Source organism: Pseudonocardia phyllosphaerae (genome assembly GCF_046546475.1).
GTDB classification, from domain to species: domain Bacteria; phylum Actinomycetota; class Actinomycetes; order Mycobacteriales; family Pseudonocardiaceae; genus Pseudonocardia; species Pseudonocardia phyllosphaerae.
Genome location: NZ_JBKGXS010000014.1, coordinates 48,301 through 61,366, shown reverse-complemented (window position 1 = coordinate 61,366; position 13,066 = coordinate 48,301). Strand labels below are relative to the sequence as shown.

The following is a 13,066-nucleotide window of genomic DNA, read 5'->3' as shown; positions in this document are numbered from 1 at the left end:
GGATCCAGTGTCCCACGACCACGGCCCGGCTGTCCGCCGCCTTTCGGCGAGCGCGCGGGAGGCGCTACGGCGGCCCCGGTGATGCGGCCCGGGAGAACGCGGCCCGGGGGAAGGCGCCCCAGGAAAGGCGGCCCAGGGAAAAGCGGCTCAGCCCTGCGCGTCCCACCAGCCGCGGTCGAGCTCGCCGGAGGCGACCAGCTCGGCCGGGCCGTGCAGCACCGTCGTCCCGGTCGCGGTGTCGTCGGAGCCGGCGGAGACGGTCACGCGCAGCTGCCCGCCGGGCGTCGTGACGGCGACGTCGCCTGCGTCGTGCCCGGCCGCGCGCAGCGCCGCGACGACGGCGGCGACGGTGCCGGTCCCGCACGCTCGGGTCTCCCCCACGCCGCGCTCGTGCACCCGCATCCGGACGTGCCCGCCGTCGGCGGGGCCCTCCAGCGGGGTCACGAACTCGACGTTCACCCCGTGCGGGAACACCTGCGGGTCGAAGCCGGGGGCCTCGGTGAGGTCCAGCGCGTCCGGGTCGCCCGCGGAGAACACGCAGGCCAGGTGGGGGTTCCCGACGTCGAGCGCGACGCCGTCGACCCGGGTGGCGCCCAGCGTCGCCACCGACACCGGCCCGATCGCGACCGGCCCCATGTCCACCGAGACCGTCTGCCCGGACACCTGCGCGGAGCGGATGCCGGCGCGGGTGCCGAGCGTGCCGCCGCCGGGCATCCAGCCGCGCTCGTCGAGGTAGCGGGCGAAGACCCGTACGCCGTTGCCGCACATCTCGGCGATCGAGCCGTCGCCGTTGCGGTAGTCCATGAACCACTCGACGCCGGGCACCGGCTCGGGCACGCCCTCGGCCCCGGCGAGCTTCGCCCAGCGCACCACGCGCAGCACACCGTCGGCGCCGAGGCCGCGGCGCCGGTCGCACAGCGCCGCGACGCGGGCCGGGGTCAGGTCGAGCGCGGCGTCCGGGTCGGGCAGCACGACGAAGTCGTTCTGCGTGCCGTGGCCCTTGCCGAACTCGATCCCGCCACCGAACTCGACCCCACTGCCCTCGCCGCCGCTCATGGCACCAGGTTACGAGCGAGGACCGACAGCGCGCGGGCGGGCAGGTCGGGGTCGGCGCCGTCGAGCCAGTGGATGCGGTCGTCGCGGCGGAACCAGGACCGCTGGCGGCGCACGAACCGCTTCGTGGCCTGCACCGTCTCCGCGCGGACGCGCTCCACCTCCTCGGGTGGGAGCTCGTACCCGGCCCGGTCGAACGCCTCGAGCACCTGCCGGTAGCCGAGTGCCCGCGACGCCGTCGGACCGTCGGCCAGGCCGGCCGGGAGCAGGCCGCGGGTCTCGGCGACCAGACCGTCGTCGAGCATGTGGTCCACGCGCAGCGCGACCCGCTCGTCGAGCTCGGCGACGTCGCGGTCGATGCCGAGCAGCACCGCGCCGTAGCGGGGCGTGGCGGCCTTCGGCAACGTCGCGCGGAACGGCCTGCCGGTCAGCGCGATGACCTCCAGGGCACGCACGATCCGCCGTCCGTTCGACGGCAGCACCTCGGCCGCCGCGGCCGGGTCCTGCTCGGCGAGCTTGCGGTGCATGGCCTCCGGGCCCACCCGGTCGAGCTCGGCACTCAGCTCGGCGCGCAGCTCCGGGTCGGTGCCGGGGAACTCCAGCTCGTCGAGCACGGCCTGCACGTAGAGCCCGGAGCCGCCGGTCAGCACCGGGGTGCGGCCCGCGGCGCGCAGCCGTTCGATCTCCGCACGCGCCTCGCGCTGGTAGGCCGCCACCGAGGCGGTCTCGCCGACGTCGAGGACGTCGAGCTGGTGGTGCGGGATGCCCTGCCGCTCGGCCGGGGGCAGCTTCGCGGTGCCGATGTCGAGACCGCGGTAGAGCTGCATCGCGTCGGCGTTGACGACCTCGCCGCCCAGCTCGCGGGCGACGTGCAGGGCCAGGTCGGACTTGCCGGTGGCGGTCGGGCCGACCACCGCGACCAGGCCCGGCCCCGGGCTGCTCACGCCCGCTCCCAGAGCGCCACGTGGTAGGCGACGCCGTAGGGCATCGAGGTGTGGCGGTGCCGCGCCTTCCACGGCACCCCGGCGGCGCGGGCGGCGCCGGCGAGGACCTGCCATGGGGCGCGCCCGCCCGCCCACAGCGACGCGGCCGGCTCCGCTGCCATACCGGCCAGCGGCTCGGGGTCGCCGGCGTCGAGTGCGGCGGCGACGACGGCGTCGAAGGCCTCGGCGCGCTCGTCGAAGCCGCCGGGGGCCTTCGCGTGGTGCATCGCCGCCCCGTCCCCGACGACGAGCAGCCCGGTCGCGTCGTCGGCCAGCCCGTCACCGAGCGCCAGGCACTCCGCGGCGCCGGCGTCCGGGGCGACGAGCTCGCCGCGCACCGAGGTCACGCCGGTCCCCGCGGCCGCCCACGCGGCGACCAGCAGCGGCAGCGGCAGCTCGGGGTCGACCGCGTCGTCCGGGCCGGGCAGCCTGACACGCACGTCGCGGCCGTAGCCGGCGAAGGTGCCCGCGGTGCCCGGCGCGACGGTGCGGCGCCCGCCCGGGTCGGCGCCGACGACCACCCACGACGACGCGGCCGCGGCCAGACCCGTCGCGACCACCCGGACGGCGTCCCGCAGCGCCTCGGTGTCCGCGGCGGCGTCCCCGATCAGCTCCGGGACGAGCAGCGGTGGCTGGGGCAGGACGGCGATCGCGGCGGGCACGGGGACCGAGCGTAAACGAGCGCCGGACGGCGCCCCGCCACCCGGCGACCCCTGTGACACAGCACCTCACCCATCGGGGGCGCACCGTGGCCGCAGCTCGGCGCTCCGAGCCCGCCGCCGGTCCCCCGGACGGGGCGTCGTGCGGTTCCCCCGAGCCGGTCGACCTGCTTGAATCTTCTCTTCCGACGGCCGCGACGTGGCCGGTCGGCGCGCGTACGGCCCCGTGCGGACATCCCGGCGGGGCGCTCGCCGGGTGTCCGGCGGGCCGAACGAGGAGGACCTGCCGGTGTCCGAGACCAACGCCGTTCCGCCGGGGCCGAAGCCCGGACCACCGACGTCCGGAACACCGAAGCCCGGAACACCGAAGCCGGGTCCTCGTCCCGGACCGCCGCCCGCCGCACGTCCGGGCCCGCCGCCCGGCACCGCCGCCGCCCCCGCTGCCGCGCACCCGTCGGTCCCGCCTGCGTCGGCCGACCCGGGCCGCTGGGGGCGCGCCGACGACGACGGCACCATCCATCTGATCACCCCGGACGGGGAGCGGGTCGTCGGCTCCTACCAGGCCGGGCCGCCCGCGGAGGGCCTGGAGCACTACGCGAAGCGCTTCGACGCGCTCGTCGTGGAGTCCGACGTGCTCGCCGCCCGGATCGCCGGTGGCGGGGACGCGAAGGCGTCGCTGACCGCGGCCCGCTCGCTGCGCGACGGGCTCGACGACGCCGCCGTCGTCGGGGACGTGCCCGCGCTGCGCACCCGGCTCGACGACCTCGTCGCCCAGGCCGAGCACGGCGTCGAGCACGCGCGTGAGGAGCGGGACAAGGCCCGCACCGACGCCGTCGCACGCAAGGAGAGCCTCGTCGTCGAGGCGGAGAAGCTGGCCGCCGAGTCGACCCAGTGGAAACAGGCCGGGGACCGGCTCGCCGCCATCCTCGACGAGTGGCGCGGCGTCAAGGGCGTCGACAAGAAGACCGACGAGGCGCTGTGGAAGCGCTTCTCGAAAGCCCGGGAGAACTTCAACCGTCGCCGCGGCTCGCACTTCGCCGATCTGGACCGCCAGCGGGTGGTGTCCAAGGAGCGCAAGGAGGAGCTGGCCGCAGCGGCCGAGGCGCTCGCCGACTCCGAGGAGTGGTCGGCCACCGCGGCGCAGTACCGCGACCTCATGACCGAGTGGAAGGCCGCCGGGCGCGCCCACCGCGAGGCCGACGACGCCCTGTGGGCCCGCTTCCGCGGCGCCCAGGACCGGTTCTTCGCCCGCCGCAACGAGCACTTCGCCGCCCGCGACGCCGAGTTCGCCGCGAACGCCGAGGCCAAGAAGGCGCTGCTCGCCGAGGCCGAGAAGATCGACCTCTCCGACCCCGACGCCGCCCGGGCCGCGCTGCGCGGCGTGCAGGAGCGCTGGGAGGAGATCGGCAAGGTCCCCCGCGAGGAGATCCGGCCCCTGGAGGGGCGGCTGCGCGGGATCGAGGAGCGCGTCGCCGAGGCCGCCGACGCCCAGTGGCGCCGCACCGACCCGGAGGCGCAGGCCCGCGTCGAGCAGTTCCGGGCGCGGGTCGAGCAGCTCGAGGCGCAGGCGGAGAAGGCCGAGAACGCCGGGCAGGCGAAGAAGGCCGAGCAGGCCCGCGCGCAGGCCGCGCAGTGGCGGGAGTGGGCCGAGGCCGCCGAGCAGGCCCTCGACCAGCGCTGACGGCCCGGGATGGCGCTGCGGCCACGGACCTCAGGAGCGCCGCAGCGCCATCCCGGCCCAGTTGAAGGCCAGCACCAGCACCGCGACCAGGCCGAGCACCACACCCCAGCCGGGACCACCGGCGCCGGTCTGCAGCGACCAGATCGCCCACACACCGTTGACCGCGGAGATCCCGCAGCCGACGGCGCCGGCGAAGGCCAGCACCCACAGCCGGGTGGTGATCGCCGCCGCGGACACCGCGACGCCGAACGCGGTCAGCGTCCAGGAGAACAGCGTCGGCAGCGGCCCGGCGGGCGAGGTCCCGGCCAGTACCTGCCAGCCGGGCGAGCCCTGCACCCAGGGCAGAAGCAGCGCCACGACCGCGGCCAGCACCGCGACCGAGAACAGCATGGCGCGCGGGCCCGGGTCGATACGCCGCTGCACGGAGCGCTCGGCGTCCTCCATCGCGGCGCGGGTCTCGGGGGTCATGTCGCTCACCGGGCACCCGCCGTCGTCGGCACCGCGCACGGCGACACCGGCGCGGGCTCGGCGGCCGGCTTGCCGAACACCGGCAGTCCCAGCGTCGTCGGCGCACCGGTCGGCCGGTCCCCCGCCTCCGAGGCGTCGCCGGCCCGGGTACGGCGGTGGGTGAGCACGCCCCCGTCGGCGACGAGGTGGTGCGGGGCGCCGCGGTCGACGGTCACGGTCACGACGTCGCCGGGACGGATACCTGTCGTGTCGCCCGGCGCGAAGTGCACCAGCCGGCCGTCGCGGGCGCGGCCGGTGAGCCGCCGCGTCGCGCCGTCCTTGCGGCCCTCCCCCGCGGAGACGAGCACCTCGACGGTGCGGCCCTCCTGCGCGCGGTTCTCCTCCCAGGAGATCCGCTCCTGCAGCGCGACGAGCCGCTCGTAGCGCTCCTGCACGACCTTCTTCGGGAGCTGGTCGGGCAGGTCCGCGGCCGGGGTCCCGGGGCGCGGGGAGTACTGGAAGGTGAACGCGGCGGAGAACCGGGCGGCCTCGACGACGTCGAGGGTGGCCTGGAAGTCGGCCTCGGTCTCGCCGGGGAAGCCGACGATGATGTCGGTGGTGATGGCCGCGTCCGGGATCGACTCGCGCACGTCGGCGAGGATCTTGAGGAACCGCTCGGAGCGGTAGGAGCGGCGCATCCGGCGCAGGACGTCGTCGGAGCCGGACTGCAGCGGCATGTGCAGCTGCGGGCACACGTTCGGCGTCTCGGCCATCGCGGCGATCACGTCGGAGGTGAAGTCGCGCGGGTGCGGGCTGGTGAACCGGACCCGCTCCAGGCCCTCGACGTCGCCGCAGGCGCGCAGCAGCTTCGAGAACGCCGAGCGGTCGAGGTCGCCGTCGGAGAAGTCCTGGCCGTAGGCGTTGACGTTCTGCCCCAGCAGGGTCACCTCGAGCACGCCGTCGGCGGCGAGTGCCTGCACCTCGGCGAGCACGTCACCCGGGCGCCGGTCGCGCTCCTTGCCGCGCAGCGACGGGACGATGCAGAACGTGCAGGTGTTGTTGCAGCCCACCGAGATCGAGACCCAGCCGGCGTAGGCGGAGTCCCGGCGCGCGGGCAGCGTCGACGGGAACACCTCGAGCGCCTCGGCGATCTCGACCTGCGCGGTCTCGTTGTGCCGGGCCCGCTCCAGCAGGGTGGGCAGGGCGTGCACGTTGTGCGTGCCGAACACGACGTCGACCCAGGGCGCCCGGCGGGTGATCGTGTCGCGGTCCTTCTGCGCGAGGCACCCGCCGACGGCGATCTGCATGTCCGGGTTCTCCTGCTTGCGCGGCCGGAGGTGGCCCAGGTTGCCGTAGAGCTTGTTGTCCGCGTTCTCGCGCACGGCACAGGTGTTGAACACGACGACGTCGGCGGTGTCCGGGTCGTCGGCGCGGGCGTACCCCGCGTCCTCCAGCAGACCGGCCATCCGCTCCGAGTCGTGCACGTTCATCTGACACCCGTAGGTGCGCACGGTGTAGCTGCGGCTCACACCCCGAGGGTAGGCGCGATCCCGGCGGATCCGCCGCGCGGGCTCCCCCGCCGCCGGTGCGGCAGGATGACGCGCGTGCCGCCGTCCGTCCCGTCCCGCCGCGCCGTGCTGCGTGCGGGCCTGGCCGCGGGACTCGCGACGGCCCTCCCGGCCGTCACCGGCTGCGATGCCCGCACCCGGGCCCCGGAGATCGTCGTCGCCGGCGGGGTGCAGCCGGGCGTCTACATCAACCTGGCCCGCACACTGGCCGCGATCTGGGCCGAGCGGCTCGCCGTCGCCGCGCCGCCACGGGTGCTGGGCACCGCGGGCAGCGGGCAGAACATGCGGCTGCTGACCACGGGTGGCGCGTCGGTGGCGATCAGCCAGGTCGACGTCGCCGCCGACGTCGCCCGTGGCGTCACCGGGCCGAACAGCCCCCGGGCGCTGGCCCGGCTCTACGACGACGTCACCCACGTCGTCGTCCGGCGGGACTCGGGGCTCACCCGGATCGCCGACCTGCGCGGGCGGCGGGTGTCGATCGGGCCCACCGGCAGCGGTTACCAGCCGATCGCGATCCGGCTGCTCGACGTCGCCGGGATCGGGGTCCGCGGGCTCGGCCGCCGCGTCGAGCTGGGCCTGCCCGAGGCGGTGGAGGCACTGCGCGCGAAGCGGATCGACGCGTTCTTCTGGTCCGGTGGTGTGCCCACCGGCGGGCTGCGGGAGCTGGCTGCCGAGGTCCCCATCGGGCTGCTGGACCTCGGTGACGTGCTGGACCGGACCCGGGAGCGCTTCGGCGGCGTCTACTCCGTGGCGACTGTTCCGGCGAACACCTACGGGCTGCCCGAGCCGGTGTCGTGCGTGTCGGTGCGCAACGCGCTGCTGGTGCCCGCCTCGATGCCCGACGACCTCGCCGACGCCCTCATCCAGGCCGTCATCGACGAGCAGCCCCGGCTCGCCCGGGCCAGCCCGGCGGCGGTCACCATCGACTCGCGTTCGGCGATCGGCACCCAGCCGATCCCGCTGCATCCCGGGGCGGAGGACTTCTACCGCTCGGCCAAGGGGTACTGAGTCGGCCAAGGGGTACTGAGCAGGCCGTACCGCTACCCGGGCAGCAGCCAGAGCGTCACCCGCAGGCCGCGGCCCGGACCGTCGCCGAGCACCAGCTCCCCGCCGGCCGCGGTCGCGGTGCGGGCGGCGATCGCGAGTCCCAGCCCGCTGCCCTCGACGTTGGTCTGTCCCGGTGCCCGCCAGAAGCGGTCGGTGGCCCGCTCCCGGTCCTCGGCGCTCATCCCCGGCCCGCCGTCGACGACACTGACCGCCACCCGCTCGTGGGTGAGCAGCGTGCTCACCCGCACCCGCCCGCCGGCCGGGGTGTACTTCAGGGCGTTGTCCAGCACCGCGTCCAGCACGCCCTCCAGGCCGGCCGGGTCGATCCGGGCCCGCAGCCCCGTGGTGCCGCCGCGGCACAGCTCGACGCCCTCGTGCTCGGCCAGCGGTCGCCAGTTGTCGATCCGGTCGGCGACGAGGTCGTCGAGCCCGGTGACCGGCACCCCGTCCGGCCCACCCGCGTGCTCGGCGGCGCGTTCGGCGCGGGCCAGGGCGAGCAGGCCGTCGAGCACCCGGGACAGCCGCTCGGACTCCTCCATCGCCGCGAGGTGGTCGTCGCTCGCGTCCGGCGCCGTCCGGCCGTCCAGGTTGGACAGGCGCAGCCGCAGCGCGGTGAGCGGGTTGCGGAGCTGGTGGCTGGCGTCGGCGACGAACGCGCGCTGCGAGCTCAGCGCCTCGCGGACCGCCTGGGTCATCGCGTCGAACGACTCCGCCAGCCGCCGCAGCTCCGGCGGCCCGCTGCGCCGGGTCGGCGGTGCCGCTCCCCCGCCGGCGAGCACCGCGGAGCCGACCTCGTGCATGGCCCCGTCGAGCCGGCGCACCGGGCGCAGCACCCATGCGGTCAGCGGCAGCGCGACCAGCGTCCCGGTCAGCAGTGCGGCGAGCGTGGCCGCCGCGACGAGGGTCCAGGTACGGGTCTCCGCTGCGCGCAGCGCCGCGGTCGGTGACACCGTCACCACCGCCCCGACGACCTCGCCGTCGACCAGGACGGGCTCGCCGAGCACCAGGTCGTCGGCCTCCCACGGCAGGATCAACGGGTACGGCTGGGACCGCCGTCCGGCCAGCGCGACGGCCAGCCGGTCCCCGGGCCCGGCCGAGACCTGCGGCAGCCGGTCCCCCGGGCGCGAGGCCGCGACGAGTGCTCCCGCCCGGTCGTAGACCAGGACGGCGACGCCGTAGACCTCGTCGTAGCGGGCGATCTCGGCCTCGAACGCGGAGCGTGCCGATCCGCCGCGGCCGGACTCCAGCAGCGGGCGCTGCGCGGCCGAGGCGAAGGAGATGGTGTCGGTGAGCCGGTCGGTGAACACCGCCTCCTGCGCGCTGCGGGCGTAGAAGGTCGCCAGCGGGATCCCGAGCCCGGCGGCGAGCAGCCCGACGAGCACGAGCACGACCAGCAACAACCGGCTGCGCACGGGTCTGTGTCTACTCCTCGTCCGCGGTGAACCGGTACCCGACGCCGCGCACGGTACGGATCAACTCGGGCCTGCCGAGCTTGGTGCGCAGCGTCGCGACGTGCACGTCGAGGGTCCGGTTCGCCCCCGCCCAGCCGCGCCCCCACACCTCGGCGACGATCTGCGCCCGGGTGCAGACGGCACCGCCGGCGCGGGCGAGCAGCGACAGCACCTGGAACTCCTTGCGGGTCAGCGCGACCGCCTCGCCGGCGACGGTGACCTCGTGACGCTCCGGGTCGACGTGCACGTCCCCGACGGTCACCGCCGACGACGCCGCCGGGGCCGCGGTGCCGTCCTCGCCGACCTTGCGGCGCCGCTGCACCGCGTGGACCCGGGCGACGAGCTCGCCGATGTCGTAGGGCTTGACCAGGTAGTCGTCGGCACCGGAGTGCAGGCCCAGGATGCGGTCGCCGACCTCGCCGCGCGCGGTCACCACCAGCACCGGCACCTCGCTGACCGCGCGGATCTCCCGGCAGACGTCGACGCCGTCGACGTCGGGCAGCCCCAGGTCCAGCAGCACGACGTCGACGCCGTCGAGGTGCTCGGCCGCACCCCGGCCGTGGTCCAGCCGGGTCGTGGTCATCCCGTGCCGGTGCAGCGCCGGACGAAGGGCGGCGGCCACACGGTCGTCGTCCTCGATCAGCAGGATGTGCATCGGGTCCCCTCGTTACGTTGCCGAGACCCTAAGGGTTCCTCAAGGTGATGGACTGCACTGTCCGATACGTCCAGGCTCTCGCCATGCCCGGAGGCAGTATGACCAGCAGTGCAGCAGGGGCCTCGCCCGCGTCGCCGGGTACGCCCATGATCGCGATGCGCGGCGTCCAGAAGCACTTCGGTGACCTGCACGTGTTGCGCGACATCGACCTGGAGGTCGAGCGCGGGCAGGTCGTCGTCGTGCTCGGGCCGTCCGGCTCCGGCAAGTCCACGCTCTGCCGCACGATCAACCGGCTGGAGCCCGTCGACACCGGCTCGATCGAGATCGACGGCACCGCGCTGCCCGCCGAAGGCAAGGCGCTGGCCGGGCTGCGCGCCGACGTCGGCATGGTGTTCCAGTCGTTCAACCTGTTCGCGCACAAGACCATCCTGGAGAACGTCACGCTCGCGCCGATCAAGGTGCGGGGCGTGTCGAAGGCCGAGGCGGAGAAGACCGGCCTCGAGCTGCTGGAGCGGGTCGGCATCGCCAACCAGCGCGACAAGTACCCCGCGCAGCTCTCCGGCGGGCAGCAGCAGCGCGCCGCGATCGCCCGGGCGCTGGCGATGCGGCCCAAGGTGATGCTGTTCGACGAGCCGACCTCCGCCCTCGACCCCGAGATGGTCAACGAGGTCCTGGAGACCATGACCTCGCTGGCGCAGGAAGGGATGACGATGGTCGTCGTCACCCACGAGATGGGCTTCGCCCGCCGCGCCGCGCACCGCGTCGTGTTCATGAGCGACGGCGAGATCGTCGAGGACACCTCACCCGACGAGTTCTTCGCCAACCCGCGCAGCGACCGCGCCAAGGACTTCCTCGGCAAGATCCTCTCGCACTGAGCAGCACCGAGCAGCACCCAGCAGCACCGAACCCGTTCTTCCCCGAACTCCCCCTTCATCCGCCACGGAGGCTGACGATGACGAGAACCCGCATCCTGGTGGCGGCCGCGCTGGCCGCCTCCCTCGCCCTGGCCGGCTGCGGCAAGGAAGGCGCCCCGGGCGACGAGCAGGCCTCGGGCTACCAGCCCACCGTCGCACAGAACGTGCAGGTCCCGGGCTCGCAGACCTTCGCCGCGATGCAGCAGCGCGGCCGCGTCTCCATCGGGGTCAAGGACGACCAGCCCGGCCTCGGGTTCAACGACGCCACCACCGGCGAGTTCAGCGGCTTCGACATCGACACCGCGAAGATGGTCGCCGGCGGGCTCGGCTTCTCGCCCGACAAGATCGACTTCAAGGTGTACCCGTCGACCGCCCGCGAGGACGCGATCTCCCGCGGCGACGTCGACTACTACATCGGCACCTACTCGATCACCGACAAGCGCAAGCAGCAGATCGGGTTCGCGGGCCCGTACTACGTGACCGGCCAGTCGCTGCTGGTCCGCGCCGACGACAACTCCATCACCGGCAAGGACACCCTGAAGGGCAAGAAGGTCTGCTCGGTGACCGGCTCGACCCCGATCCAGCGGATCAAGGACGAGAAGCTCACCGATCAGCCGATCGAGTTCCAGAAGTACTCGCAGTGCGTGGACCAGCTGCGCGCAGGCCAGGTCGACGCGGTCACCACCGACGAGGCGATCCTCAAGGGATTCGCCGCGCAGGCCCCGGACCAGCTCAAGATCGTCGGGCAGCCGTTCCCGACGCCGGACACCGAGAAGTACGGCATCGGGGTCAAGAAGGACGACGCCGCGCTGCGGAACAAGATCGACGACCTGCTCGAGGCGTCCGCCCAGGACGGCACCTGGCAGAAGATCTACGACGGCACGCTGGGCAAGTCCGGCACCCAGGCGTCGCCGCCGAAGGTCGAGCGCTACTGATCCCCGGCCGGTGCCGCCGGGTCCCGTCGTCGCGGGGCCCGGCAGCACCGTGCGATACCGCGGGCGGGCTGTCCGGCCGCACGAGAACGTGAAGGAAGGAGGGCTCCGGTGGACGTCCTGATCGACAACCTCGACCTGTACGTCGGCGGGTTCCTCGGCACGCTCGGCCTGTTCGTGGTGGCCGCGATCGGATCGCTGGTCCTCGGGACGCTGCTCGCCGGTCTGCGGGTCAGCCCGGTGCCGGTGTTCCGTGCCATCGGCACCGGCTACGTGACGGTGCTGCGCAACACCCCGCTGACGCTGGTGCTGTTCTTCTTCGCGTTCGCCTACCCGCTGCTCGGGCTGGTCGACCTGTCGTTCTTCGCCCGCGCCGCGGTCGGGCTGACGCTCTACACCGCCGCGTTCGTCTGCGAGGTCGTCCGCTCGGGCGTCAGCACGGTGCCGGTCGGGCAGGCCGAGGCCGCCCGCGCGCTGGGCTTCGGCTTCACCCAGACGCTCGGCGAGATCGTGCTCCCGCAGGCGATCCGGGCGACGGTCCCGCCGATGACCAACATCCAGATCGCGCTGCTGAAGAACACCACGATCGCCGCCGGATTCTCGGTGGTCGAGGCAGGCGGGATCTACCAGAACCTCTCCGAGCGCGGATACAACGTGTTCATCGGCCTGCTCTGGGTCGCGCTGTTCTTCATCCTGCTCGTGGCTCCCCTGACCTGGTTGCAGCGCCGCCTCGACGCCCGCTGGAGCGTGTCCCGATGAGCAGTGGCACCGTCCTCTACGACATCCCCGGTCCGGCCGCACGGCGGCGCAACCAGGTGCTCGGCGCCGTGGGCACCGTCGCGGTCGTCGCCGCGGTCGCATTCGTGGTCTGGAAGCTCGCCCAGGCCGGCCAGTTCGTCCCGCGGATGTGGGAGTGGATCCAGTACGTGCGGATCCAGTACCTGCTGCTCGACGCGCTGTGGGCGACGATCAGTGCGTTCGCCGTCGCCGCGGTGCTGTCGCTGGCCTTCGGCGCGGTGTTCGCGGCCGGCCGGCTGTCGGACCATGCCTGGCTGCGCGCCCCGGCGTCGGCGGTCGTGGAGCTGTTCCGCGCCGTCCCGCTGCTGGTCCTGATCTTCATCCTGTACTTCGGCGTGTCCCGCGGCCTCGGCATCGAGATCTCGGCGTTCTGGTCGGTGGTCATCGGCCTGATGCTCTACAACGGCTCGGTGCTGGCCGAGGTCTTCCGGGCCGGTGTGCTGGCCGTGCCGCGCGGGCAGTCCGAGGCCGCCTACGCGCTCGGGCTGCGCAAGACCCAGGTGATGACGACGGTGCTGCTCCCCCAGGCGCTGCGCTCGATGCTGCCGACGATCCTGTCGCAGCTGGTCGTGATCCTGAAGGACACCGCGCTCGGGTTCATCATCCAGTACCCCGAGCTGCTCTACCAGGCGCGTTATCTGGGCAGCCAGAACCAGCTCGGCGGGCCGATCCTGCCGGTCGCCATGGTCATCGCGGTGATCTACATCGGGCTGTGCCTGATCCTCACCGGGATCTCGCGGCTGGTGGACCGGCGGCTGCACCGCGGTCCGAGGGCGGAGAAGCCCGGCACGGATCAGGACACCGCGGTCCCGGTGCCCTGAGCGGGCCCGGTCCCCCGAGTGGTGCGGGTGGCGCGGGTGGCGCCGCCACCCGCGCTC

The 13,066-nt window shown here is 74.2% G+C and carries 13 protein-coding genes; 6 read left to right on the top strand and 7 right to left on the bottom strand.

The annotated features are described in order from the left end of the window. Positions 1-147: 147 nt before the first annotated feature. From dapF to ACLE50_RS21830, 3 genes are read right to left on the bottom strand one after another with little or no spacing between them, the layout of a single operon-like run. Positions 148-1,056 carry a diaminopimelate epimerase gene (dapF, locus tag ACLE50_RS21840; protein ID WP_410945490.1) on the bottom strand — a complete coding sequence of 303 codons (909 nt, stop codon included), beginning with the start codon at positions 1,054-1,056 and terminating at the stop codon, positions 148-150. Beyond that, the gene (miaA, locus tag ACLE50_RS21835; protein ID WP_410945489.1) at positions 1,053-1,997 is read right to left on the bottom strand and encodes a tRNA (adenosine(37)-N6)-dimethylallyltransferase MiaA; all 945 of its coding nucleotides are present in this window, start codon (positions 1,995-1,997) and stop codon (positions 1,053-1,055) included. The genes dapF and miaA overlap by 4 nt, the downstream gene beginning before the upstream one ends. Beyond that, positions 1,994-2,698 carry a class III extradiol ring-cleavage dioxygenase family protein gene (locus ACLE50_RS21830; protein ID WP_410945488.1) on the bottom strand — a complete coding sequence of 235 codons (705 nt, stop codon included), beginning with the start codon at positions 2,696-2,698 and terminating at the stop codon, positions 1,994-1,996. Before ACLE50_RS21830 ends, miaA begins: the two co-directional genes overlap by 4 nt. Before the next feature lie 286 nt (positions 2,699-2,984). On the opposite strand from ACLE50_RS21830, the gene ACLE50_RS21825 reads away from it, so the two are divergent. After that, positions 2,985-4,376 carry a DUF349 domain-containing protein gene (locus ACLE50_RS21825; RefSeq protein WP_410945487.1) on the top strand — a complete coding sequence of 464 codons (1,392 nt, stop codon included), beginning with the start codon at positions 2,985-2,987 and terminating at the stop codon, positions 4,374-4,376. A 30-nt stretch (positions 4,377-4,406) separates the two neighbouring features. Here the strand turns inward: ACLE50_RS21825 and ACLE50_RS21820 are convergent, their stop codons facing one another. Next, positions 4,407-4,844, bottom strand: coding sequence for an Rv2732c family membrane protein (locus tag ACLE50_RS21820; protein ID WP_410945486.1), 438 nt, complete (start codon positions 4,842-4,844; stop codon positions 4,407-4,409). A 5-nt stretch (positions 4,845-4,849) separates the two neighbouring features. After that, positions 4,850-6,352, bottom strand: coding sequence for a tRNA (N6-isopentenyl adenosine(37)-C2)-methylthiotransferase MiaB (miaB, locus tag ACLE50_RS21815; RefSeq protein WP_410945485.1), 1,503 nt, complete (start codon positions 6,350-6,352; stop codon positions 4,850-4,852). A 75-nt stretch (positions 6,353-6,427) separates the two neighbouring features. Here miaB and ACLE50_RS21810 point away from each other — a divergent pair, with 75 nt between their 5' ends. After that, positions 6,428-7,399: a TAXI family TRAP transporter solute-binding subunit gene (locus ACLE50_RS21810; protein WP_410945484.1), complete on the top strand. Its 972-nt coding sequence runs from the start codon at positions 6,428-6,430 to the stop codon at positions 7,397-7,399. A gap of 32 nt (positions 7,400-7,431) precedes the next feature. Here the strand turns inward: ACLE50_RS21810 and ACLE50_RS21805 are convergent, their stop codons facing one another. Beyond that, on the bottom strand, positions 7,432-8,850 hold the full coding sequence (locus tag ACLE50_RS21805) for a sensor histidine kinase (RefSeq protein WP_410945483.1): 1,419 nt from the start codon (positions 8,848-8,850) through the stop codon (positions 7,432-7,434). A 10-nt stretch (positions 8,851-8,860) separates the two neighbouring features. Further along, the gene (locus ACLE50_RS21800; protein ID WP_410945482.1) at positions 8,861-9,544 is read right to left on the bottom strand and encodes a response regulator transcription factor; all 684 of its coding nucleotides are present in this window, start codon (positions 9,542-9,544) and stop codon (positions 8,861-8,863) included. A gap of 146 nt (positions 9,545-9,690) precedes the next feature. Between ACLE50_RS21800 and ACLE50_RS21795 the strand changes: the two genes are divergently transcribed. The 4 genes from ACLE50_RS21795 (at position 9,691) to ACLE50_RS21780 (ending at position 13,009) form a co-directional block, all read left to right on the top strand. Beyond that, positions 9,691-10,419 carry an amino acid ABC transporter ATP-binding protein gene (locus ACLE50_RS21795; protein WP_410945516.1) on the top strand — a complete coding sequence of 243 codons (729 nt, stop codon included), beginning with the start codon at positions 9,691-9,693 and terminating at the stop codon, positions 10,417-10,419. A gap of 77 nt (positions 10,420-10,496) precedes the next feature. After that, a complete protein-coding gene (locus ACLE50_RS21790) occupies positions 10,497-11,393 on the top strand; it encodes a glutamate ABC transporter substrate-binding protein (RefSeq protein WP_410945481.1) in 897 nt (298 codons plus the stop codon). 108 nt (positions 11,394-11,501) lie between these two features. After that, complete coding sequence (locus ACLE50_RS21785) at positions 11,502-12,149, top strand: amino acid ABC transporter permease (RefSeq protein WP_410945480.1); 648 nt, start codon at positions 11,502-11,504, stop codon at positions 12,147-12,149. Continuing rightward, positions 12,146-13,009, top strand: coding sequence for an amino acid ABC transporter permease (locus tag ACLE50_RS21780; protein ID WP_410945479.1), 864 nt, complete (start codon positions 12,146-12,148; stop codon positions 13,007-13,009). The genes ACLE50_RS21785 and ACLE50_RS21780 overlap by 4 nt, the downstream gene beginning before the upstream one ends. Positions 13,010-13,066: the final 57 nt, after the last annotated feature.